This window comes from Elusimicrobiota bacterium (assembly GCA_041660925.1).
Taxonomy (GTDB): Bacteria; Elusimicrobiota; Elusimicrobia; order UBA1565; family UBA1565; genus JBAZUV01.
Genome location: JBAZVI010000001.1, coordinates 397,226 through 421,004 on the forward strand (window position 1 = coordinate 397,226; position 23,779 = coordinate 421,004).

The 23,779-nt window shown below is 72.5% G+C and carries 18 protein-coding genes; 9 read left to right on the plus strand and 9 right to left on the minus strand.

The window, feature by feature from the left end; genetic code table 11:
* The first annotated feature begins 105 nt into the window (after positions 1-105).
* From WC969_01670 to WC969_01700, 7 genes are all read left to right on the plus strand, one after another.
* On the plus strand, positions 106-990 hold the full coding sequence (locus WC969_01670) for a xanthine dehydrogenase family protein subunit M (GenBank protein MFA6028540.1): 885 nt from the start codon (positions 106-108) through the stop codon (positions 988-990).
* A gap of 157 nt (positions 991-1,147) precedes the next feature.
* Entirely contained in the window at positions 1,148-1,618 is a 471-nt protein-coding gene (locus WC969_01675; protein MFA6028541.1) for a (2Fe-2S)-binding protein, read from the plus strand.
* Complete coding sequence (locus WC969_01680; GenBank protein ID MFA6028542.1) at positions 1,615-4,029, plus strand: xanthine dehydrogenase family protein molybdopterin-binding subunit; 2,415 nt, start codon at positions 1,615-1,617, stop codon at positions 4,027-4,029. Before WC969_01675 ends, WC969_01680 begins: the two co-directional genes overlap by 4 nt.
* A gap of 76 nt (positions 4,030-4,105) precedes the next feature.
* The gene (gnd, locus tag WC969_01685) at positions 4,106-5,122 is read left to right on the plus strand and encodes a decarboxylating 6-phosphogluconate dehydrogenase (GenBank protein ID MFA6028543.1); all 1,017 of its coding nucleotides are present in this window, start codon (positions 4,106-4,108) and stop codon (positions 5,120-5,122) included.
* A complete protein-coding gene (gene zwf / locus WC969_01690; GenBank protein ID MFA6028544.1) occupies positions 5,119-6,570 on the plus strand; it encodes a glucose-6-phosphate dehydrogenase in 1,452 nt (483 codons plus the stop codon). Before gnd ends, zwf begins: the two co-directional genes overlap by 4 nt.
* Positions 6,567-8,036: an amino acid permease gene (locus tag WC969_01695; protein MFA6028545.1), complete on the plus strand. Its 1,470-nt coding sequence runs from the start codon at positions 6,567-6,569 to the stop codon at positions 8,034-8,036. The genes zwf and WC969_01695 overlap by 4 nt, the downstream gene beginning before the upstream one ends.
* 7 nt (positions 8,037-8,043) lie before the next feature.
* Positions 8,044-8,805 carry a hypothetical protein gene (locus WC969_01700; GenBank protein ID MFA6028546.1) on the plus strand — a complete coding sequence of 254 codons (762 nt, stop codon included), beginning with the start codon at positions 8,044-8,046 and terminating at the stop codon, positions 8,803-8,805.
* On the opposite strand, the gene WC969_01705 is transcribed toward WC969_01700, so the two are convergent.
* From WC969_01705 to WC969_01735, 7 genes are all read right to left on the minus strand, one after another.
* Entirely contained in the window at positions 8,802-10,175 is a 1,374-nt protein-coding gene (locus WC969_01705; GenBank protein ID MFA6028547.1) for a methyltransferase domain-containing protein, read from the minus strand. The genes WC969_01700 and WC969_01705 overlap by 4 nt on opposite strands.
* Complete coding sequence (locus WC969_01710) at positions 10,172-10,903, minus strand: (5-formylfuran-3-yl)methyl phosphate synthase (GenBank protein MFA6028548.1); 732 nt, start codon at positions 10,901-10,903, stop codon at positions 10,172-10,174. The genes WC969_01705 and WC969_01710 overlap by 4 nt, the downstream gene beginning before the upstream one ends.
* Positions 10,900-11,856 carry a radical SAM protein gene (locus tag WC969_01715; GenBank protein MFA6028549.1) on the minus strand — a complete coding sequence of 319 codons (957 nt, stop codon included), beginning with the start codon at positions 11,854-11,856 and terminating at the stop codon, positions 10,900-10,902. The genes WC969_01710 and WC969_01715 overlap by 4 nt, the downstream gene beginning before the upstream one ends.
* A 45-nt stretch (positions 11,857-11,901) precedes the next feature.
* Complete coding sequence (locus WC969_01720) at positions 11,902-13,002, minus strand: polyprenyl synthetase family protein (protein ID MFA6028550.1); 1,101 nt, start codon at positions 13,000-13,002, stop codon at positions 11,902-11,904.
* A 314-nt stretch (positions 13,003-13,316) separates the two neighbouring features.
* Positions 13,317-14,399, minus strand: coding sequence for a polyprenyl synthetase family protein (locus WC969_01725; GenBank protein ID MFA6028551.1), 1,083 nt, complete (start codon positions 14,397-14,399; stop codon positions 13,317-13,319).
* A gap of 103 nt (positions 14,400-14,502) precedes the next feature.
* A complete protein-coding gene (locus tag WC969_01730; GenBank protein ID MFA6028552.1) occupies positions 14,503-15,621 on the minus strand; it encodes a radical SAM protein in 1,119 nt (372 codons plus the stop codon).
* A complete protein-coding gene (locus WC969_01735) occupies positions 15,618-16,808 on the minus strand; it encodes a glycosyltransferase family 4 protein (GenBank protein MFA6028553.1) in 1,191 nt (396 codons plus the stop codon). The genes WC969_01730 and WC969_01735 overlap by 4 nt, the downstream gene beginning before the upstream one ends.
* Before the next feature lie 83 nt (positions 16,809-16,891).
* Here WC969_01735 and WC969_01740 point away from each other — a divergent pair, with 83 nt between their 5' ends.
* Both WC969_01740 and WC969_01745 read left to right on the plus strand, forming a co-directional pair.
* Positions 16,892-17,173, plus strand: coding sequence for a PqqD family protein (locus tag WC969_01740; protein ID MFA6028554.1), 282 nt, complete (start codon positions 16,892-16,894; stop codon positions 17,171-17,173).
* Between the two features lie 66 nt (positions 17,174-17,239).
* A complete protein-coding gene (locus tag WC969_01745) occupies positions 17,240-18,268 on the plus strand; it encodes an ACP S-malonyltransferase (protein ID MFA6028555.1) in 1,029 nt (342 codons plus the stop codon).
* Here the strand turns inward: WC969_01745 and WC969_01750 are convergent.
* Together WC969_01750 and WC969_01755 are read right to left on the minus strand one after the other, a co-directional pair.
* On the minus strand, positions 18,249-22,463 hold the full coding sequence (locus tag WC969_01750) for a hypothetical protein (GenBank protein MFA6028556.1): 4,215 nt from the start codon (positions 22,461-22,463) through the stop codon (positions 18,249-18,251). The genes WC969_01745 and WC969_01750 overlap by 20 nt on opposite strands.
* Entirely contained in the window at positions 22,460-23,749 is a 1,290-nt protein-coding gene (locus WC969_01755; protein MFA6028557.1) for a glycosyltransferase family 2 protein, read from the minus strand. The genes WC969_01750 and WC969_01755 overlap by 4 nt, the downstream gene beginning before the upstream one ends.
* Between the last annotated feature and the right edge of the window lie 30 nt (positions 23,750-23,779).

A 23,779-nucleotide genomic window follows, 5' to 3' on the forward strand; every position in this document is an offset into this window, starting at 1 on the left:
TCGGGAGGGGGCAGGGGGAGGGAGAGTCGTCGTCTCGGAGCACGTCGGAATACCGTTCCCTAACTCCCCCTCCTTCGGGAGGGGGCCAGGGGGAGGGAGCACTCTATGCCGATCGCCTGCGAATTCGAATACCACAAGCCGAAGACGCTCAAGGAGGCGCTCGCCCTGCTCGCCCGGCATAAGGGGAAGCTCCAGCCTCTGGCCGGCGGCACCGACCTCATCGTCTGGCTCAAGGAAGGCGTCCGCTCCCCCGAGCACGTCATGGACCTCAAGGCCCTCCCCTTGGGCGGGATCCAGAAGAAGGGAGACGCCGTGCGCATCGGCGCCCTGACGACCTTCGCCGAGCTCATCGAGTCTCCGCTCATCCGGGAGAAGTTCCCCGTGCTCTGGGAGGCCGCGCGCTCCGTGGCCTCCACCGGGGTGCGCAACCGCGCGACGCTGGCCGGGAACCTCTGCTCGGCGGTGCCCTGCATGGACAGCGCCCCGCCCCTGCTCGTCTACGACGCGGTCGTGGAGCTCCAGGGGCCGAAGAAGACCCGGGAGCTTCCGCTCGAGAAGTTCTTCAAAGGGCCCAAGAAGACGGCCTTGGCCCCCGACGAGCTCCTCGTCGCCGTTCGCCTTCCCCTTCCGGTGGGCAAGGCCGGCGGCGCCTACCTCAAGCTCGGCCGCTACCGCGGCGAGGACCTCGCGCAGGTCGGCCTCGCGGTGCTGGCGCTCCCGGGAGAGTGGCGCCTGGCCTGGGGAGCGGTCGGCCCCGTGCCGACGCGCTCGCACCTCATCGAGTCCCTGCTCGCCGGCAAGAAGCTCTCCCCCGAGCTCCTGCGCGAGGCGGGACGGCTCGTCGCCAATGAGATCGCGCCCATCACGGACATCCGCTCCAGCAAGGAGTACCGCCTCCACATGGCGGGCGTCATGCTCGAGCGCGGCCTGAAGGCCGCCGCCGAACGGCAGGCCGGGCGAGGCCCGGCGGCCGGGGAGAGCCTCCTGTGAATGGAGCTCATTCCAAAACCGCCCTCGGAAACGAAACCGCGGATTTTGCAGCCGACTCGAGGCGCGAGGAGCAAGCATACTGCTCGCAGTATGTACGCGAGGAGCAACGAAGAGACCGGCCAAAAGCCGCGGTTGCAGTCCGAAAGGAGGTTTTGGAATGAGCTCCCGAATCCCGATCACGGTCAAGGTCAACGGCGTCGTCCGCCGCGCGGAGGTCGAGCCCAACGACGTGCTGCTCGAGGTCCTGCGCGAGCGCTTCGGCATCAAGAGCCCGAAGATGGGCTGCGACCGCGGCGACTGCGGCACCTGCACCGTGCTCCTCGACGGCCGCAGCGTGCGCGCCTGCCTCGTGCTCGCCGCCGAGGCCGACGGGTGCTCCATCGAGACCCTCGAGGGCCTCTCCAAGGACGGCGCGACGGAGCTCCAGAAGGAGTTCGTCCAGCGCAACTCCTTCCAGTGCGGCTTCTGCGCGCCGGGAATGATCCTCTCGGCTACCGAGCTGCTGCGCAGGAACCAGAAGCCCAGCCGCCCCGAGATCCAGGAGGCCATCGGCGGCAACCTCTGCCGCTGCACCGGCTACACCCCGATCCTCGAGGCCATCGAGGCCGTCGCCGGGAGGAAGAGATGAGCTCCACCCTCAAGGCCCCCGCGAAGGCCCCGGCCCGGGAGAAGTCGCTCCCCGCCCCCGCCGCGCCCGCGCAGGAGTACACCTCCGTCGGGCATTCGGCCGTGCGCATCGACGGCTGGGAGAAGGTCTCCGGCGCCGCCAAGTTCGCCGAGGACATCGAGTTCGGCCCCAACCTGCTCTACGCCTTCGTCGTCGAGAGCCCCCACGCCCACGCGAAGATCAAGCGCATCGACGCGCGCGCGGCGGAGAAGGTCCCCGGCGTCGTGAAGGTCGTCAGCGGCAAGGACTTCCCCTACAAGTTCGGCCTCTACATGAAGGACCGCTACATCTTCGCGCAGGACCGCGTCCGCTTCGTCGGGGAGCAGGTCGCCGCCGTCATCGCCTGGGACCCCAAGACCGCCAAGCGCGCCGCCGCGCTCGTGAAGGTGGACTACGAGGAGCTGCCGCCCATCCTCGACCCCGTCTCCGCGCTGGCGAAGGGCGCGACCCTCCTGCACCCCGATCTGGGGGACTACGGCCACGTGCCGTGGTTCTTCCCGAAGCCCGGAACCAACGTCGCCCACTGGCGCAAGATCCGCAAGGGCGACACGGAGAAGGGCATGCGCGAGGCCGACGTCGTCCTCGAGGACACCTACACGGTGCCCCGCTATGCCCACTGCGCCATCGAGCTCCACGCCTCCGTCGGGCTCTTCGATCAATCCGGACGACTGACGGTCTGGTCCGCCTCCCAGTCCCCCTTCACCCAGCGCCACGGCTTCGCCGAGGCGCTCTCCGCGCTGGGGCTGCAGCACAAGGACGTGCGCGTCATCACCCCCTACGTCGGCGGCGGCTTCGGCGGCAAGGCCGGCATCTCCATGGAGATCCTGGGCGCCGCGCTGGCCACGACGGTGAAGGGCCACCCGGTGAAGGTCATCTGGTCGCGCGCCCAGGAGTTCTACAACACCTACCAGCGCCAGGGCGTCGTCGCCAAGGTGAAGATGGGCGTCAAGAAGGACGGCACGCTCACCGCGCTCGAGCACACCATCTACTGGGACGCCGGCGCGTACGTCGAGTACGGGGCCAACGTCGTCAACGCGGCCGGACTCTCGGCCACGGGCCCCTACAAGCTCGACAACGTCAAGATCGACTCGGTCTGCGTCTACACGAACCTTCCCCCGGGCGGCCCCTACCGCGGCTTCGGCTACTCGGAGTTCGGCTTCGGCATCGAGTCCCACGTCACGCGCCTGGCCCGGAAGATCGGGATGGACCCGGTCGAGTTCCGCACGAAGAACGCCATCTCGGAGGGCGACACCCTCTCCTACGGCGCGCACATGAACCCCAACGGCCTGCGCCTGGCCATCGCGAAGACCGCCGAGGCCGTCCGCTGGGGAGAGAAGGAAGCGCCCAGCGGCCCGGACAAGGAAGTCGGCAAGAGCGTGGTCCTCTTCTGGAAGGCGCCCGCGATGCCGCCCAACGCCTCCTCCTCGGCCTTCCTCAAGTTCAACGAGGACGGCTCGCTGAACATCCTCGTCTCGGGCATGGAGATCGGCCAGGGCCTGCTGACGGTCATGGCGCAGATCGCCAGCGAGGTCCTCACCGTCCCGACCTCGAAGATCCGCGTCGAGACCCCCGACACCGACCGCAACCCCTACGAGTGGCAGACCGTGGCCTCGCACGTCACCTGGAGCTGCGGCAACGCGGTGAAGAAGGCGGCGCTCGACGCGCGCGAGCAGATCCTCGAGCTCGTGAGCCGCGTCCACAACCTGCCGAAGGACGCGCTCTACCTCGAAGGCGAGCGGGTGCGCTGCCGCATGAAGCCGGACTTCGCGCTGCCCCTCAAGGACTTCGTCATCGGCGGCATCCAGGCCGAAGACCACACCTTCAAGGGCGGCCCCATCATGGGCCGCGGGGTCTTCATGCCGGAGTTCGCCTCGGCCATCAGCGACCCGGAGACCAGCCAGGGCGGGCACCCCAACGTCCACTACACCGTGGGCGCCGGAGGCGTCATCCTCGAGGTCGACAAGCGGACCGGCAAGGTCCACGTGCGCAAGGCGGTCATCGCCGCCGACGTGGGCAAGGCCCTGAACCCGGAACTCATCCGCGGGCAGGTCACCGGCGGCCTGCTCCAGGGCCTGGCGACCGTGCTCTACGAGGACATGCGCTTCGATGCGAAGGGGCGGATGCTCAACGCGAACTTCTCCGACTACAAGATCCCCACGGCCCTCGACATCCCGGACGAGACCCTCGCCCTGCTCATCGAGACCGCCCAGCCCGACGGGCCCTTCGGGGCGCGCGGCGTCGGCGAGCACACGATGATCCCGGCGGCCTCGATGGTCGCCAACGCGGTCGAGGACGCGGTCGGAGTCCGCATACAGTCGATGCCCGTCACCGCCGAGAAGATCGCCCTCGCGGTCAAGGAAAAACGGGGCTGAACGGGCCCCGTTTTTCGTGATAGCATCTAGAACCACTGCGGTTCCCCTCGTTGGGGGGAACCGCCCCGGAGGAGACATGCGGCTGGGAATGGTCGGTCTCGGGAAGATGGGGCTCAACATGACGCTGCGCCTGCGCCGCGGCGCCCACGGGATCGTCGCCTACGACCGCTCCGCTTCCGCCGTGCGCAAGGCGGCCCGCGCCGGCGCCGTCCCCGCCCGCTCCCTCGAGGAGCTCGTCGCGAAGCTTCCCGCCCCCCGCGTCGTCTGGCTCATGCTCCCCGCCGGCGCGCCGACGCAGAAGACCCTCGACGAGCTCGCCGAGCTCCTCGCCCCCGGAGACCTCGTCGTCGACGGGGGAAACTCCCGCTATACCGACGACGCCCCCCGCGCGCGCTACCTGGGCGCGAAGGGCCTGCGCTACATGGACGCCGGCGTCAGCGGCGGAGTCTGGGGCCTCGCCGACGGCTACTGCCTCATGGTCGGCGGCGAGCGCAGGGACTTCAAGCGCCTCGAGCCCGTCCTGAAGGCTCTCGCCCCGAAGGACGGCTATCTCCACGCCGGGCCGATCGGCGCGGGGCACTACACCAAGATGGTCCACAACGGCATCGAGTACGGGATGATGCAGGCCTACGCCGAGGGCTTCGCCCTCCTGAAGGCCTCCGGCTTCGACGTCGACCTCGCGAAGACCTGCGCGCTCTGGAACCGCGGCAGCGTCGTCCGTTCCTGGCTGCTCGAGCTCGCCGGATCGGCCTTCCGCAAGGACCCTCAGCTCAAGGGCCTGCGCGGCTGGGTGCAGGATTCCGGCGAAGGCCGCTGGACCGTGCTCGACGCCGTCGAGCGCGGGGTCCCCGTCCCCGTCTCCGCCCTCTCGCTCTTCGCCCGCTTCTCCTCCCGGGAGCCCGACGCCTTCGCGAACAAGGTGCTCGCGGCCCTGCGCAACGAGTTCGGTGGGCACGCCGTCGTCGCGCCGGCCGGTCTCCGCTCGCGACGCCCCGGACGCTCTCGGGCGAGCGGACGGGGGCTCCGCTCCCACCGTCCCGCAGGCGCGAAGGCCCGCCTGCGGGATGGCGGGCATGCCGTGAAGAAGAAGTGAACTCCCCCTCCCGCGGCGTCTCGCTGAGCATCCGCGAAGGGCTCTGCATCGAGCAGCGCCCCGACCCCTGCGGGCTCGTCCTCTTCGGGGCCTCCGGGGACCTCGCCGAGCGCAAGCTCTTCCCCGCGCTGAACCACCTCTCCGAAAAGGGCCTGCTTCCCAAGGGCTTCTTCGTCGTCGGCGTCGCGCGCAGCGAGATGTCCGAGGCCGTGTTCCGCCACCGCGCGGGCGGCTTCGGGGCCGCCCACTACCTGCGCGGAGACTACGGCGACCCCGCGACCTATGCGGCCCTGGCCAAGCTCCTCTCCGAGCTCGACGCCCGCCACGGGACGCGCGGCAACGCGATCTTCTACCTCGCCGTGCCGCCGACCCTTTACGCCGAGGTGCCGCGCCGCCTCCAGGAGGCGGGGCTCCTGCAGGGGGTCCGACCGGGCGGCTGGTCCCGGGTCGTCATCGAGAAGCCCTTCGGCCGCGACCTCGACAGCGCCCGCGCCCTCGACGCCGAGCTCGCGGGCCTCCTGCGCGAGGACCAGCTCTACCGCATCGACCACTACCTCGGCAAGGAGACGGTGCAGAACATCCTGATGTTCCGCTTCGCCAACTCCATCTTCGAGCCCGTCTGGAACCGCGATCACGTCGACCACGTGCAGATCTCGGTGCTCGAGGAGGTCGGCGTCGAGCACCGCGCGGGGTACTACGACGGCTCCGGCGTCGTGCGCGACATGTTCCAGAACCACATGCTCCAACTCCTCGCGCTGGTGGCGATGGACCCGCCCTCGAGCTTCGATCCCGACCGGGTGCGCGACGAGAAGGTCCGCGTCCTGCGCGCGCTCAAGCCGCTGCCCCCCAGAGAGCTCTCGAAGTGCGCCGTCCTGGGGCAGTACGAGGGCTACCGCAAGGAGGCCGGCGTCGCGCCCGGCTCCGGGACCCCGACCTACGGCGCGCTGCGCCTGGAGCTCGACAACTGGCGCTGGCGCGGGGTCCCCTTCTATCTGCGCACCGGCAAGCGCCTGAGCCGGCGCGGCGCCGAGATCGCCGTGCGCTTCAAGAGCGTGCCGCACTCGCTCTTCCGCACCCTCGCCCCCGCCGACCTCGAATCGAACACCCTGGTCTTCCGCATCCAGCCCGATGAGGGCATCGAGCTCACCTTCGAGGCGAAGAAGCCCGGGCCCAAGCTCTGCCTCGGGGCCCTCACGATGAAGTTCGACTACGCCGAGGCCTTCGGCGAGCGGCCGCCCGAGGCGTACCACCGCCTCCTCCTCGACTGCATGCTCGGCGACCCCACCCTCTTCATGCGCCGCGACGCCGTGGCGGAGAGCTGGAGCTTCCTGAGCCCCCTCCTCGATCCCAAAGCCCTCGTCGCGGAAGCGTACGCGCCCGGCTCCGCGGGCCCGGCGCGCGCCGAGCGCCTGCTCGAAGCCGACGGCCGCCGCTGGAGGACCTCATGAGTCTCTTCCGGACGAAGTCGGTGGACCTGCTGCTCAAGGACGCCGAGAGTTCCGCGGGGAAGCTGAACAAGGTCCTCGGCCCCGTCGACGTGACGATGATCGGCATCGGCGCCATCATCGGCGCCGGGATCTTCACGATGGTCGGCGAGGCCGCCGTCGGCGCCTCGAGCGGCTTCCCCGCCGGCCCCTCGCTCATCCTCAGCTTCGTCCTCACGGCGGTCGCCTGCGGATTCACCGCGCTCTGCTACGCCGAGCTCGCGGCCATGGTCCCCATCTCGGGCAGCGCCTACACCTACTCCTACGCGACGATGGGCGAGCTCGTCGCCTGGATCATCGGCTGGGACCTCATCATCGAGTACATGATCGGGAACGTCGCCGTGGCCATCAGCTGGTCGGGCTACTTCAACATGCTGCTCAAGTCCTTCTTCGGCCTCGACATCCCCTTCTGGCTGCGCACCGACTACCGCACCTTCGTCCAGCAGGGCTTCGAGCTCTCCGCGGCGCCCCATCTGCTCGGCCTGCCGATCGTCTTCAACCTGCCCGCGGTGCTCATCGTCATGGCGCTCACCGCACTGCTCGTCGTCGGCATCAAGGAGAGCACCCGCTTCAACGACGTCATGGTGGGCCTCAAGCTCATCGTGCTCGCGATCTTCATCGGCGTGGGCTTCCACTTCTTCAAGCGTGAGAACTGGGTCCCCTTCGCACCGGGCGGCTGGAAGGGCGTCCAGGTCGGCGCGGCGACGGTCTTCTTCGCCTACATCGGCTTCGACGCGGTCTCCACCGTCGCGGAGGAGACGAAAGATCCCAAACGGGACATGCCCATCGGCATCCTGGGGTCTCTTCTCATCTGCACGGTGCTCTACATCCTCGTCACGATCGCGCTCACCGGGATGATGCCCTTCATGGCCCTCAAGGGTCATCTCGCCGAGCCGCTGGCGGCCGCACTCGAGTACAACAAGGTCTCGCCCTGGCTCGTGGGCCTGGTCTCGCTGGGCGCGGTCATCGCGCAGACCGCCGTGCTCCTCGTCTTCCAGATGGGCCAGCCGCGCATCTTCTACACGATGAGCCGCGACGGCCTGCTGCCGCCCTACTTCGCGCGCCTTCACCCGCGCTTCAAGACCCCGCACGTGACGACGATCTGGACCGGGGTCGTCGTCGCCGCCCTGGCCGCCTTCTGCAACATCGACGAGATGGCGAACCTCTGCAACATCGGCACGCTCTTCGCCTTCGTGCTCGTCTGCATCGGCGTGATGATCCTGCGCGCGAAGGATCCGGACCGCCCGCGGCCCTTCCGGGTCCCCTTCGGCTACCTGCTGCCCGTGCTGGGCGTCCTCTTCTGCCTCTTCCTCATGCAGGGACTCGACAAGGTGACCTGGCTGCGCTTCTTCGTCTGGCTGCTCGTCGGCCTGGTCATCTACGTCCTCTACGGCCGCACCCACAGCCGCCTCAACGGCACCGCATCCTGAGGAGCCGGTGAAAGGAAGCCCCTCGGCCCCCGTCGTCGTCAAGCTGGGAGGCAGCGTCCTCGCGCCCGGAAGCCGCGCCCGCGTACGGTCGTCCGTCGTCCGCCGCCTCGCCTCGGAGCTGCGCGCCGCGCCGGCGCCGCTCGCACTCGTGCACGGCACCGGCGCCTTCGGCAAGCCCCCCGCCCGGCGTCACCGCTATCTCGGCGGGGTCGTCCGCGACGGAGCCGGGGTGCCCGTGCGCCGCATCCGGGCGGCGCTGCGGCGCATGAGCGCCGAGGTCTGCGCGGGACTGCGCCGCGGCGGCCTTTCGGCCGCCGTCGTCGAGCCTGCGGAGGTCTTCACGCAGGTCCGCGGACGCGTGCGGCGGGTCCGCACGGCCCCGCTGGAAGCGGCCTGGGCGCGGGGCGCGGTCCCGCTCCTGCGCGGCGACATGTTCCGTGAGCCCGGCGGCTGGAGGGTACTCTCCAGCGACGAGATGGCCTGCGCCCTCGCGCGCGCCCTGCGCGCGCGGAGGCTCCTCGCCGTCACCGACCGTCCGGGCGTCCAGGACGGCCGCGGCCGCGTGATCCGCCGCCTGTGCGCCGCCGGCCTGCGCCGCCTCCTGAACGCCCTGCCTCCCGCTCCGGAAGACGTCAGCGGCGGGATGCGCGGGAAGCTGGAACGCCTGGGCCGTCTGCGGGGGACGCGCCGCGCGGTGATCGGGGCGCGCACGGGAAGACTGCGGGCGGCCCTGTGCGGCCGCCCCCACGGCGGGACGGAGCTCGTCTAGCGGCTGCGGCGGTAGAGGAAGAGCAGGTAGCGCACCGCTCCCGACGCGAAGGCCGGCTCCATGAAGCGCTCCGTCCCGGTCCGATGCGCGCTGAACCCGCGCAGCTTCCAATAGCGCGCCGCCGGCCGCGTCAGGTCTTCCCGCAGCTCCAGCCGCCAGCCCGTCCCCTCCGTCGCGCGATACGCCCGCTCCTCGTGGATGCAGGTGCGGTACGCCGCGTCGACGAGCCGCGCGCTGCGCGCGGAGGCCGGACCGGACGAGCCCCGCACCCAGGCGATGACGACCATCGGCGCGCCGGCCTTCGCGACCCGGGCCGTCTCCCCGAGGAACGCGTGAAGGTCCGGCGCATGCTCGGTCGATTCGCAGGCCCATACGAAGTCGAATCGGGCGGGCGGGAACGGGGACGCAAGCATGTCCGCGCGCAGGAAGCGCACGCGCCCGGAGAGGCCCTTCGTCCGGGCGAGGCGCCGCGCCGCGGCGACCTGATAGGCGGAGAGGTTCACCCCGTCCAGCCGGCACCCCGAGCGTCCAGCGATCAGGAGGGAGGAGCCTCCCCGGCCGCAGCCGGCGTCGAGCCCCCGCATCGCCGGGCGCAGGCGTCCGAGCCTCCGCAACCCGTGCTCCGTGAGGGCGCTCTCCTGACGATGCAGCAGCGCGAGAAGCCGCTCCTCTCCCAACCGCCCGGGACGCGCGGGTAGTCGCGGGCAGAGGCCGTTGTGATGGTGGATGAGTCCGTCGAACCCCAGCATGCGGTTGAAGTCGTCGCGCTTGGAATCATAGAGCTCCGCGACCCTCCGCTTCCACGCCGCATGAGGGTCGCGGGAAGACCGGACGGAGAGCGCCGCGCTCCAGCGCCGGCAGAGCCGCGCTCCCGCCTCCTCCGCGGCGCAGGCGCGCTCCTCGTCCGCTCCTCGCCCAGAGGCCCGGCAGGCGAGCGCGAGCGCCCACGCCGTCGTCTCCTCGACGACGCAGCGATGAAGGGCGACGCGCACGGAGGAAGCGGCGGGGAATCCGTTGAAGAAGAACGCGCGGGAGAGGTTCTGGGCCGTCATGGAGAGGGTGAGCCGCTCTCCGACCTCGGGGGTCGGACGCAGACGGCGGGCGCCCGGGCGCAGGAGGAGCTCCTCGGCGAGGAGGGCCCCGGCGGTCCAAAGGGCCGCCCCCTCGGAGACCTTGGCTCCCAGCCCCGCGCCGAGGGAGTCCCGGGCCTCGCGCGCGGCCGCGCGCAGGGCGGGGAGCGCGCTGGCGCGGCGCACGGCGGGCCGGAGCGGACGCAGGAGGCCGGTTTCGAGCGACGAGGGGTCGGGCGTGAAGAGCGGCGCGCCGAGCAGGCCCCGGCGCCAGGCGGCGGCCCCGGCGGGGGAGGTCATCCCTTCGCGGCGCGCACGAGCGCCGCGACCCTGCGGGCGTCGATGCGGCCGCGGCGATCGTGGCGCGCGCACGCCGCGCCGCGCACGCCGACGACGTCGGCCCCGAGGAGGCGGACCCGGGCGACCTCCTCGACGCGCAGAGAGCCCGCGAGGGCCGAGCGCAGGCCGGCGCGCCGGCACGCCCGGATGAATCCGGCGAGCTCGCGCGCCGTGAGGTGGTCGAAGAGGGACTTGCCGTCCTTGACCGCCGTGTCGAGCATCAACATGCCGACGCCGCTGCCGCGGGCGGCGGCGACGAGTTCGAGCGGGCGCAGACCGCGGATGCGCCGCCAGTCGCCGTAGGCGGCGGCCACGGGAACGGCGCGCGGGGAGGCCTCGCGCACGGCGCGGGAGAAGGCCCGGAGGAAGGGCCGTGCACGCGCGGGGGTGTCGCTGCCGCGCAGGCCGACCTTCACGAAATCGACGCCGCAGAGCGCCGCCCCGCGCGCGGCAAGGGCCGCGCTCCCCGGCAGGTCCGGAAAGTCCCCGATCGCGGCGCTGAAGCGCAGGCCCCGCCGCTTCAGCCGGGAGACGACGCCGGCGATGGCCCAGGGGAAGTTCGCCCCGAGCGAACCCTCGGCGGGATTCTTCATGTCGATGATGTCGGCGCCGCCGAGGGCGGCGGCCCCGGCCTCGGACAGGTCGCGAGGGCTGACGAGGAGAGAGGGTCCTGGACGTTCTCTTCTCATGAGGCGGCCGGGACATCCTTCGTCGCGCGCTCCCGCCCGATGCAGTAGGGACGGCGCGCGCCGAGGAGTTCGCGGTTCTTGGCGAGATAGGCCCGCCGGATGTCCTCGGCGCTCGCAGTCGGGTCGAGGAAGTCCGCGACGACCACGATGTCCGGAGCGGTGTTGCAGACCGCCAGCTTCCCGCGCGGGTCGATGTACATGAAGAGGTCGGAGAGCTGCATGCAGGGGACCCCGGCGTCTCCGGGGAAATCCGGGTCGAAGGACAGGCAGTGCCGGTATCCCAGCGATGCGGCGGCCTTCCGGCAGCGCTCGAACGTCGCGGGGACGTCGATGCCGCGGGAATACGAGCTCCCGTAGCCCGTCGCATCCCAGACGCGGAGCCGTCCGACCCCCAGCGCAGCCGCCTCGCCCAGGATCTCCTCCAGATAGGGGGAGTTGTAGTCTCCGACCGTGACCGTGGCCGTCGTCTCCAGGCCTGCGGCGACGAGGAGCCTCAGGGCCGTCTCGGCCTTCGCGCCGGAACCGCCCCTCCCGTGCATCGCGTCATGGAAGCGCCGCCCCTGCCAGTTGATCTGGACCTGGGAGACCTTCTGAGCCTTCAAGAACTCCGTCAGATCCCGGTCGATCCGCTCTCCGTGGGACATCACGTGGAGGAGGAATCCCTCCTGCCGGGCGCGCTCCACCATGCGGCGGAAATCCGGGTGCTCCGTGGGCTCCCCGCCCGTCAGCGAGAGCTGGAGCACTCCCATCTCCCGGACCTTGCGGAGCACGGTCGAATAGTCCTCGAGGCTCATCCGGCCCCTCAGGCCGCGGCTGCTGCCGACGTAGCACCAAGGGCAGCGATGGCTGCAGTCGTCGCAGACGGCGACGCACGCAAAGGACGGACGCTGGGTGCTCGCGACCTTCGCGAGCGCGGTGTACTCCGACTCCTTCGAGAACGTCACGAGGCACATGGAGGAACGCCCCTATGTTATCAGATTCCGCCGTGCGGACGAGGCCTACATCCGCCGCGTCTCGGTCATGAACCGGAGCATGTCCGAGAGCAGCGCTCCGCCGGCCGCCGGCAGACGTGCGCGCCTCAGCGCCCGCGCCGCCCGCGCACGGAAGGTCCCGATCCAGCGGCGGTTGCACTCGACGGCGCCCGAGCCCCGTACGACCTCCAGCGCCGCACGGACGTCGGAATCGCGCGCCCGAGGGTCGCCGAACGGCTTCAAAAGGATCCTGCGGGCGGCCGGCGATGAGCGCCGCCAGGCCTCCCGGTAGAGCACGGTCACCCTGCCGCTGGGCACGTCGTCGGCGACGGCCTTCCCCCAATCTCCGCTGCGAGGGAAGAGGTTGAGCTCGTCGCCGTGGAGGTGGTAGCCCATGCCGAGCCAGGTGCCGAACTCGACGAGGGCCTTCAGGCGGGCTCCCGCGCAGCCGCCCACGAGCGCTCCGATGCGCATCGGGCCGTTGAAGGACATGAACACGATGCGGTCGGAACTCATCTGAAGGTAGCGTTCCGCCGACACCAGGCGCCGCTCGCGGCTCCAGCGCAGCTCCTGGCACTGGCCGAGGCCGTACGCGAGGATCTCGCGCGCGAGCGCGTCGAGCACCGCGAGCCGGACCTCGGCGGAGAGCGGCATGGAGGGGTCGAACACCGCGCTCCAGCTGGCGTTGTAGAGCGCCTGATACGCCGCGAAGGCGAGGGGGATGCCGTGGAGCTCGTGGGTCGAGGGGCCTCCCCGCCGCAGCGGGGAGTCGTCGACGACGTCGTCGAAACTGCAGGTCGCCGCCTCCTGACACTCGATCATCCCGAGGAGAGGGAGGAAGCTCTCCGGCCGCCGCCCGAAGGCCTCGAGGACGATCGAGGCGAGCAGAGGTCGAAGCAGCTTCCCGTGCCGCCCGAGATAGACCCAGGACGGGTCGAGCGCCCCCCGCCGCACGCCCTCGGAGTCGAGTCCCTCCGCGGAGCTCCCGCCGTGTGCGCGCAGCCAGGCCCTCGTCGCTCGCCGCGGAACGGAGTCCATGGAACGGAGGAAGAGTCCTCGCCGGCGCAGAAAGCAGGCCCTCAGGCGCGGACTGAAGTCCTCGAGGAAGGAGCCCCGCGGGAACGCCACGTCCTAGTGCTCCGACCGGGTAATTATGGGCGTTTTGACCGGGCGATTTCGGCCGTCCGGCAAGGCGCGAGGAGCGAGCATAGCGTGAGCTATGTAAGCGACGAGCAACGCGGCAGGCGGCCGAAATCGCCCTGCCCCTATCTGGGAAGTTTCGCTGCCGACGGCAGCGAAACTATTGGGGAAGGGGAGGCCCGCCCCTGGGCGGCTTCGTCGTCGCTCCGCCCTCAGATAGCTGAAGCTATCTTCGGTTGTCGCTCCTTGAATCCGCATCAGGCTCGGGCCTCCAAAACACCCATGATTACCCGGTCGGAGCACTAGTGGCTCCGGGAGGCGAGGAGCTCCGCGAACTCCGCGATCCGGCGGGCGTCGGACGCCGGCATGCGCGGAGCCAGACGGCGGCGGAAGAAGCGCACCGCGTCGTCCGTCCGCTCCCGCACCGTCTCGCGGCAGCGCGCGAGGGCGCCGCTCTCGCGGGCGGCGGTCTGGACGAAGTCCGCATCGGCCCGCGTGCGCGAACCGATCGGCTTCCGATAGACGGCGAGGATGCCGCGGCGCCGCACGGCGGGGCAGCGGCGCAGGGTCTCGACCAGGACGAGCGTACGCTTCCCCTCGTAGAGGTCGTTGCCGGGGGCTTTGCCGAAGCGTCCGCCGCCGGTGTTCTCGACGTCGAGGACGTCGTCGAGGACCTGGAACGCCAGTCCGAGCCGCCGGCCGAACTCCGCGGCGTCGCGTTCGACGCGCGGTCCCGCCCCGGCGAGGATGGCCCCGATGCGGCAGGGGCAGGCGCCGGTGTAATGGGCGGTCTTCATCCCGACGACGGCGAAGTAGCGCTCCGCGGTGAAGCGCTCGAGCGGGACGGCGCGCGTCTGGAGGTCCAGATGCTGCCCGCTGAGCGTCACCGCGGTCGCGTCCATGAACGCGCGATGGAGGCGCCGATGCAGCCGCTGCGGGAGAGCGCAGTATTCGTAGAGCATGTCTCCGACGCAGGCGTGCAGGAGGTCGAGCGCGTTGAGCGCCGCGGGGAGGCCGTAGAGCCGGTGCAGCGCGGGCTTCCCCCGCCTCAGGAGCGCGGAGTCCAGGATGTCGTCGCGGCCGAGCCCCCAGTCCTCGAGGAGCTGATAGGCCGCCGCGACCTTGAAGGCTCTGCGCCTCTCTCCGCCGAACGCGTCGTTGAAGAGCATGATGAAGGTCGGCCGCACCGCCTTCCCTCTCCGATAGGGATATTCGACGAGACAGGCGCGCAGCCCGCGCGGCAGGACGGCGGTCCGGGCCTCGAGGTAGCGGCGGATATGGATGAAGACGCGGTCCCGGCAGGCCTCGAGATACTCCCGCGCGCGCCCCCTCTGCGCCGAAGACTCCGCGCTGACGACGGCTCGAGCGAGGGCTCCGATGTCCATGCTCAGATGATAACGACTTTGGGCGCCGAGGGGAACGCCTCGAAGGCCGTCTCGAACATCCGCTCACGGCGCGTCGGGATCATGAGCCGACCCGGGGAGCTTCTCACCGCGCCCCTCCGGCGAAGAGGCGGTCCAAAGCCGAGACGGCGACGCAGCGCACCCAGCAGTGGCAGCCGTCGGAGGAGGCGGCCCTGCGCGCGGCCTCGGCCTTCGAAGAGGTCCAGAGCGCGTCGAAGGAGTCCTCGGCGAGACTGCCGAGCCGGACCTCCTTGCGCGCGGGGCAGAGGTAGACCCCGCCCTCGGGGTCCACCATGGCGAAAAGTCGGCCGGCGCTGCAGTCGGGCAGGAAGCGCGCGGGGGCGCGCGCGTAGGCGCGCAGACGCGTCCAGTAGATGAGCTCACGCCAGAGCTCCGGGCGGGCCGGCTCCCGACCGGCGCTCAGGGCCTCGAAGGCGCCGGATTCCGCCTCCAGACTCTCGAGGACGAGGTCCACCTCGCGCTCCAGGACCGCGAGCCGCTCGGGCGTCCAGCGTACGGCCGGCCGGCCGGGGAAGGGGAGCACGAGCTGCGCCGAGAAGTCGGCCCCGAACTCCGACACCGCGAGGCGGCGCGCCGCGGAAAGCTCTCCGCAGTTCTCAGGAGTGACGGTGAAGGTCAGGCTGAGCGCGGTCTCCGGATGCTCCGCGCGCACGCGCCGCGCCGTCGCGACGAGCGCGCGGTAGGCTCCCGCCCGGGCGCGCATGCGGTCGTGCGTCGCCTCCGTGCCGTCGAGCGAGCCGCCCAGAGCCAGGGGGCCGGCTCCCGCCGCGCGCAATTCGCCGAGGCGCCGCAGGAGGAGCTCCGTGTCGGCGAGGTGGCTGAGCAGGACGAGACGGACGCGCGGCCAGGTCTTTCGGAAGAACGTCGCCAGCGGGACGAGGCCTTCGCTCAGCGCGGGCTCTCCTCCGCCCAGAGCGACCAGATCGAGGTCGAGGAACCGCGAGCCGGAGAGCCGCTCCACGAGCGCGGCGGCGGAGAGCTCGCCCCCCCCGCGGCGCGCGAGCTCCGGATGGTCGCAGACCGGGCAGGCGAGCCCGCAGCGGTGCGTCAGCTCGAGGTAGAGTTCGCGCACGCGCCCGGGCGCGAGCGCCGCGCCGGCGCTCCGCGCGGTCGCGGCGGCCAGCAGGCGGTCGGCCTGCAGCGCGAGCAGCGAGGCGCGCACGGCGGAGCTCGGAGCGCTCATCGCCGAGGGCTCCCGGCGCGCGCGAGCAGGCCGTCGTAGAGCGCGGAGAAGTCCGACACGGCGCGGCGATCGTCGAAGCGTTCCTCGGCGAGCCGGCGTCCGCGCTCCGAGAACCGCGCGCGCAGCTCCGGGTCGCGCAGCAGGCGCAGGGTCGCCGCGGCGAAGGCCTCCGGCCCGTCGGCCGTGATCATCGCCTCCCGGGCTCCGGGCGCGTCCATGCCGGCGAGCACGCGGGGCGTCGCGACGACCGGGACCCCGTGCGCGAAGGCCTCGAGGACTTTGCACTTCGTGCCGCCGCCGATCCGGACGGGTGCGACGAAGACGGCGGCCCGCTCGAGCCAGGGCCGCACGCTCGGCACCGGGCCCGTGACGCTCACGGTCTCCGAAGCGAGCGCGCGCACCGCCGGGGTGGGGCAGGCGCCGACGAGAGAGACCCGGACCTCCGGCGCCCTCGCGCGCAGCAGCGGAAGGATGTCGCGGCAGAGATGGACGGCGGCGTCCTCGTTGGGAAAATGGAGATAGTTGCCGACGAACACGAGCTCGGCGCCCCCCTTCGGCCTCGGCGGGACCTCCGCGGGGACTTCCGTGCTCAGGCCGACGACCGACACCGGCGTCCCGGGAAGGAGGCGGCGCAGGATGCGCGCGTCCTCCGCGCAGAGAGCCGTGAGCGCGTCGCCGCGCGGGAAGAAGCGGCGCGCATACGCGCGGTAGAGCTCCGCCTCGTCGGCGGCCCCGCCGTCTCCGCGCAGATAGGAGCCGCGGCTCCGGAAATGGCTCGCGTCGATCTCGGTGAGGACGACGGGGAGGCCCGGCGGAAGGTCCTCGACGTACTGCGCCGTCTCGAGGAAGAAGGCGTGGACGAGGTCGACCCCGTCCTCGCGCACGAGGCGCGCGAGCGCGCGGCGGGCCTCCTCGGAGCGGAAGACGCGCGCGTTGAGCGGGAGGCCGGCGTCGGCGGCCGGCGGCGGAGCCGGCAGGCAGAGCATGCGGCGGAAGCCCGCATGCTCGAGCTGCAGGGCCGTCGCCGCCTGGCGGGCCTCGAGCCCCTCGCTGAAGAAGGCGAGAACGGAGACGTCGAAGCGCTCGCGCAGTCCCTGCAGGACGGCCGCGATCCAGCGCTCCCCCCCGCTCACGGGCGGGAAGGGCATGCGGGGCGCGAGGACCAGAAGGCGGGGCTTTTTCGTCATCCGCGGCCGCGCGCAAAGGCCGCTCCCCACGACGGGGAGCGCGCGGCCTCGGCGCGACGGACATATGCTAACATACGGCCGTCATGACGGATACCCTCTGGGCTCCGGCCGAGCACGTCGCGTGGCGCAAGGTCCGCGAGGAGACGGTGCTCCTCGACGTCGAGACCTCGGAATATTTCTCGCTGAACCCCACGGCCTCGCGCGTCTGGGAGCTCCTCACGGAGCGCCGCCCCGCCGAAGAGATCGCTCGTGCCCTGAGCGCGGAATACGAGGTCCCCGAACCCCAGGCCCTCAAGGACGTCCAGGCCCTCGCCGGGAGCCTCCGCAAGAACGGCCTCCTCAAGGCCGGGAAGGAGCGTCCATGAAGAAGCGCGACGTCCGCTCGAAGCCCTCGAAGAAGCTGAAGTACGTGCGTCCCGCCCTGAAGGCCCATGGCAAGCTCAGCAAGGTCGCCACGGCCTTCAAGCCGTAAGCGCTCCTCTCCTCCCCGCGTCGTCTTCCTCTATCCCGGCACCGGCAGCCAGCATGTCGGCATGGGCCGGGACTTCGACGCCTCGGTCCCTCCCTTCCGCCGCTTCCTCGACCGCCTCGCCGCGAGCACGGGGCGCGAGCTGCGGCCGACGATGTTCCGCGGGCCGAAGTCCGTGCTCTTCCCGGAATCGACGACCTCCGAGCCCTCGCTCTTCATGGAGGTCGTCGTCGCGATGTCCCTCGCCGTGACCGAAGCCCTCGCCCGCGCGGGCGTGCGGCCCGACGCCGTGGCCGGCCGCAGCCTCGGGGAGTACACGGCGGCGGCGGCGGCCGGCGCGCTCGACGCGCAGACCCTGCTCGAGGCCGTCCGCCGGCTCGGCCGCACGGGCCGGGAGATCTGTCATCGCAACCTCCGCCGGGAGCGCTGCCGCATGCTGACCGTCTTCGGCCTCCCCCGCGCGGAGGTCGAAGGGCTGCTGAGGGAGACGGCCCCGCTCGGCCGCTGCGAGCTCGCGACGCACATGAGCCACCGCCGACTCAGCGTCGTCGGAGGTCCGCTGCGCGCGCTGGAGGAGTTCAAGCGCCGCGCGCGTCGTCGCGGCGGAGCGCGCGTCGTCCCCTGCCGGGAGGGCTACCGCGGCGGCGCGCTCCACACCTCGTGGATGTCGGAGCACGCCCGGATCTTCCGCGCCGAGCTCGACGGACTCCCCTTCCGCCGCGCGGCGCTGCCGCTCTGGAGCGCGGTGGATGCCCGCCCCGTCCGGGACGGAGAGCGCATCCGGGAGCTCCTCTGCGCCCAGCTCGACCGGCCCGTCCTGTGGGAGGAGACCGTGCTCGGCCTCGCGCGCGCGGGGACGAGGGTCTTCGTGGAGATCGCGCCGGGCTCGATGCTGACCGACTTCCTCTTCCCGCTGCCCGAGGGCGTGTCGGTCCTGCGCACCGACACGCCCGCCGCGCTGCGCGCGGCGATCAGGCAACTGCGAGACTGAGCCGGGCGCGGAGGAGCTGCTCTTCGAGGAAGTCGTGATGCGCGCGCAGGCTCCGCGCGCCGGGAGCGAGGTCGATCTCGGCGAGCCGTCCCCGCAGTCCCGGAAACTCGCGCTCCGCCGCCGCCAGCACCGCCTCCAGGTCCGTGAACGGCATCGCGACGCCCGCCTCCCCCAGCAGCCGCAGGCCGAGCGTCCGGGTATAGAGGTGGTGCAGGCCCTGGAGCGGCTCGCCGCAATAGAGCATCGAGCGCCAGCAGACCCCGAGGTGGAGGACGCTCTGGCGCGCGGCGACCAGAACGGCGTCGTCCCCGGGAGCGGCCGCCGGGGACAGCGGCCCGCGGCTCATCCTCCGAAAGCCCGGATGCCCGCGTCCGCCGGTCCGCCGCGCGCCTTCCGCCCCGTCGAGGAACGCGGTCGGGTGATGCAGGTAGGGCCCGCGGGAGAGCGCGTCCCAGACGGCGCGGGTGAGCACGAGAGGAGTGACGCGCATGAACGGCCGGCTCGCGCGCAGGGCGTCGAGGACGGCCCAGACCTCCGGGGAGCGCGCCGCCGCGTCCGGCAGGACGACGTTCAGGCGATAGCCGTCGTCGAAGAGCACTCCCGCGTCCCTCGCGCCGAGCCCGTCCTCCAGCTCCCTCACCGCCGCATCGAAGGCCGTCACGGCCTCCGCTTCGCAGGAGCCGCCCTCCGCGGCGCTCTCGCGCCGGAGTCGGGCGCCCCCGCCTCCCGCCGGCGGCAGGGCCCGCGCCGCCGCGTCGAGCCGCATGAGGGCCCGCGCGCAGGCCTCGTCGCGGCCGGCGGAGTCCAGGCGCTCCGGCGCCTCGCGCAGGCGCGCGAGCAGTGGAAGCGCGCCCTCCTCGCGCCGCTCGGCGTCCGTCCGCGAAAGGGGCTCCGGCGACGCGCCGGGAAGGGGGGCATAGCGCAGGACGTCGAGCAGGGCCTTGCGCAGGTTCCGGGAGCGGCGCACCGGCTCCTCCTCCGCGGCGGGATAGCGGCAGAGCATGAGCCGCGTGTACGCGTGCGCGGCCTCGGCGAAATCGGTGACGGGGTCCCGCGGTCCGACGCGCCAGGGACCCGCGGCCCTCCCGGCGGCCGCGCGGGCCTGCGCCGCGAACTCCCTCGCACGGACGCCTCCCGCGCCCAGATACGCCTCGAGTTCGGCCGGAGAGCAGGCGAGGAGCTCCCCCAGCATCGGCAGGAGCACCCGCGCCTTCGCATACCCCGCGAAGAGGGCCCGCGTGCGGGCGCCCGTCGCGCAGAGCGCGTGCAGGTCCAGGTCGCTGACGCCCGCCTCCCAGTCGCCGCTGCGCCAGCCGCGGTAGACGAACAGGCTCTCCATCCCGCAGGCGCGGGAAAGAGCGGCCGCGCAGCCGAGCGCGCCGCGATAGGCCAGGCGCCAGAGAGCGCGCCAGGGCCGTACGCCCCGCGTCCGAAGGACGAAGCGCAGGAGCTCGCGGCGCAGCGCGCCCGGCGCCGCGGCGTCGGAGGGCGCCCATGGCGCGCCGAGGACCCTCGTCGTCCGCGCGGCGATGCGGGCGCGGGCGTCGGCGGCGACGCCGGGAGGCGGACAGCCGGAGAGCTCCGAGGAGACGAAGCGGTGCCGGCCTCCGGCGAGGTCGAGCCCCGCGCAGGAGCCGCCCTCGACCTTCGTGCGCTCGAGGCGCGTGTCGCTGCCGTGCGCCTTCAGCCCGAACTCCCCTCCCCGCAGCAGCGAGGCGACGGCGTCGAGTCGGGAACCGGCGCTCGCCAGGCAGGCGCCCTTCCCTCCCTCGAGCCGCGCGCCGCGGCAAGCGACGCGGGCATCCTCGAGGTTGAGCGCGCAGCCCGCGGAGGCTTCGACGCGCACGCTGTCCAGTTCGGCGGAGCAGCCGGAGAGCGCCAGTGCGTCCGAGCCCCCCCGCGCCGTCCCGCCGCGCGCGCGCAGCGACCCGCCCTTGAGCTGGAGCGCCCGCACGCCCTCGAGCGCGCAGTCCGCGAGCACGAGCCGGGCGTCCTGCGCGTAGATCCCGAAGGGTCCGCCCTCCACCGAAGTCCCGCGCAGGCTCGCCGTCGAGCCCGTCGCGGCGAGGCCCGCTTCCTCCCCGTCGAAGCGGCCGCCGACGCACTCGAGCCGGGACTCGCCGGCCGAGACCGCGTGGGAGTGCGCGGAGTTGAGCCGGACGCCGCTCAGACGAGCCCGGGAATCCGTCAGACGCAGGGCTTCGAGCCCCGCCTCGACGCGCGCGTCGTCGAGGCGGACGGCGCTCCCCTCCTTCGCCTCGACACCCCCCCCCTCCGCGCTCAGGACCTCCGCACGCGCGGCGCGCAGGCGTCCGCGGCGCAGGACGACGGCGAGCGCGCGGCCCTCGAGCTCCGCGTCCTCGACGTCCGCCTCCGAGGAGTCGAGCGCGAGCGCCGAGCTCCCGCTCAGGCGGCCGCCCCGGACCGAGAGAGCGGCGCCGTCCTCGAGCCCCGCGGCGGGGGACCGCTCCGAGACGAGTTCGCAGGCCGCGAGTTCCGCGCGGGAGCCTTTGAGCGCGAGCGCCTCCTTCCCGGCGCTCAGCGCGCAGGCGCGCAGCCCGAGGACGGCCTCCCCGGAGGCCTCCACCCCGCGCCCTTGCGCGCAGACGAGCTCCAGCTCCTCTCCGTCGAACCGCCCGCCGCGCAGTTCGAGCGCGAGCGCTCCGCCTTCCAGGCGCGCGCGGGCCATCCGGGCGCGTGAGGAGCGTCCGCTCACCGCGGCCGCGACGCCGCGGAAGCTCCCGCCCTCGACGCTCAGTTCGGAGCGCGCCTCGAGCGCGAGCGCTCCGGCGCCGGAGGACACCGCTTCCGCGCCGCTCAGGAACGCCGAGGACCCCTTCAGCGCGAGGGCCTCGAGTCTCCCGAGGAAGGAGCCGCCCTCGGCGTCCAGGCGAGAGCCGGCGAACAGCTCGGCGCCGCGGCCGCGCTCGGAGGAGAAGTGCGCCTCGACGCAGCGGACCCGCGCGTCCTCGGCCCAGAGCGCCGGCCCTTCGCGGGACTCCGCGCGGGTCGCGCGCAGTCCCAGCGTCGTCCCCGCATGAGCGATGAGCGCGGGGCCGACGGCCTCGAAGACGCACTCGCGGGAAGAGACGTCGGCCTCGTCGACCGTCTCGACGCAGGGCCCGCGGTCGCTCTCCACGCGGCAGCGCTCGAGGCGCACGCGCGAGCGCCCGTGCGCCGCCACGCACTGGAAGCGGGACTCGAGTCGGCAGTCCTCGAGGAGCAGGGAGACGCCGTCCCAGCAGGAGATCCCCCTCCGGCCGCCGGAGAACTCCACGCGCCGCAGGACCGAGCGTCCCGACCCGGCGAGGTGGATGCCGCTCCAGGCGGCTCCCTCGATGCTCACCGGGGCCTCGGGGGTCCCGAGGGCCTCCAACTCTCCGTGCACGAGCAGCTGCACCCGCGCCGGATGGGTCTCGCGCCACCCCGAGGCGACCGGCCGCACGAAGGGCCAGAGCATGGCCTGCGAGGTCTCCCCCTCGAAGACGATCCTGGCGCCCGCCGCGAGCGTGAGCCTGGCGCCGGCGGCGACGATGAGAGGTCCGACCACGCGCACGGTCCCGCTCCAGGTCTCGTCGCGCGTGAGCACGCCCAGACGCAGGGTCTCCTCCGGGGCGGACGCGGGCGCCTCCTCGTCGAGGAGGCGGCGCGGGAGCTCGACGACGAGCCGGTGCAGGGAGGGCTTGAGCGTCCCGTCGCTGAACCGGCACCAGCGGCCGGCGAGGGCCGCCCACAGGCGGCGCGTCCGGCGGCCGGCGGGGAAGAGGAGGTCGAGCCCGCGCAGCAGCATGCGCTCCGACCAGTAGCACGACCAGAGCGCGCCCATCGCCAGCGGAGAATAGAGCAGCAGGAGCGGCCACAGGCGCTCGGCCTTCGAGCCGCGCAGACGGCGCCAGCGGCCCTGGCGGCCGACGGCTTCCACGCGGCCGAGCGGGAGGCGGTCCCCCTCGTCGGGATCGAATCGCAGGAGGGTGTCGCCCTTCGTGAGCAGACGCAGGCCGCCGCCGTCGGATCGGACGCTGAGCACGCGGTGGACGACGGCCTCGCCGAAGCCGCCGCCCCCCCAGCGGGCGATGAGGACGACGTCCCCGGGGCGCAGCTCCGCCGGCTGGACGGACTCGACGCGGACCTCGTCTCCCGGGGCGAGCAGCACCCACATGGAGTTTCCCCGGACGGTCAGCGTCCGGGAAGTCATCTCTTCTTGGGGACGCTGACGAAGGCGAGCTCGGGGTCGATGTAGTCCCAGAACTCGAGGGCCTGGGCGCACCACTTCCGGATGAAGAGCTCGCGGTTGCGCAGGGCGTGCTCATAGAAGCCGCGGTCGCCGCGGAAGCTGGCGTGGTGGTGGTGGCGGATGAAGACGTCCTCGGCGACGGCGAGCTTGAAGCCGGCCTGGCGCAGGCGCAGGCAGTAGTCGAAGTCCTCGTAGCAGCCGACGCCGAAGCGCTCGTCGAGCAGACCGACCGCGTCGACCGCCCGCTTCTTGAGGAGCACGCAGAAGCCCACGAGACGATGCGCCTCGCGGCGGCGGCCGCCGTGCTGCAGGGCCCAGGCGGAGGCGAAGAGGTCGAGCGCCTTCCCCTCGAGCCCCTCGGCGCCCGCGACCACCTGGAGCCCGACCGTGCGGTCCGTGTAGGGCCCGACCGCGCCGAGCGCCGGGTCCGACTGCAGGGCGTCGAGCATGCGCTCGAGCCAGCCCGGGGTCAGGACGAGGTCGCTGTTGATCCAGGCGACGAAGCGTCCGCGGGCCGCACGCATGCCCTGGTTGACCGCGTGCGCGAAGCCGGTGTTCGTCCGATTGAAGACGACGCGCAGGCCCTTCTGTCGGCGCAGCCAGCGCACGGTCGCCGGGGAGGAGCCGTTGTCGACGAGGAGGAGCTCGTAGGGCGCTCCGGTGTTGCGCCGGATGCTCTCGACGCAGGCGCGCAGCTGGGGCAGCGCGTCGTGGACGGGGATGACGAGCGAGGTGAGCGGATAGCGGACGCTCGGACGGACGGCGGTGGCGAGCAGGGCGCGCACGCGGGCGCGGACCCAGCCCGCCGGCCAGACGCTCCCGCGCGAGCGGCGGCAGCGCGCGCGCAGAGCGGAGGGCAGCGCTTCCCCTCCGCGCAGCACCCAGAGCTCGCGCGCCGCGTGGGCGCGTTCCTCGCCGTCGGGAGCGCGGAGCAGGTCGGCGCGCGCGTCGCCGAGGGCCAGGATGCAGGGGGCCGCGCAGGAGACTCCGCAGGAGAGCAGCGCTCCGAGCGCATCCGCGTCGGTCAGGAGCACGAGTTTCGGGCCCTCGCGCAGCAGCGCGCGAAGGCGCTCGGCGCGCTCCTCGCGCTCCGCGGGAGCCTCTTCGGGCGCTCCATCCTTCCAATGCAGGGCGCTCGGGCCGACGCCGACCGTGCGAGTCTCCCCGAGCTCGGAGAGCGGACGCGCGAGCGAGCGCAGCAGGGGGGAGCGGGCCGGATCGGTCTCGGCGGTCAGGATGAGGAACATGGGGACCTCTTATTATAGAGGATTGGGGGA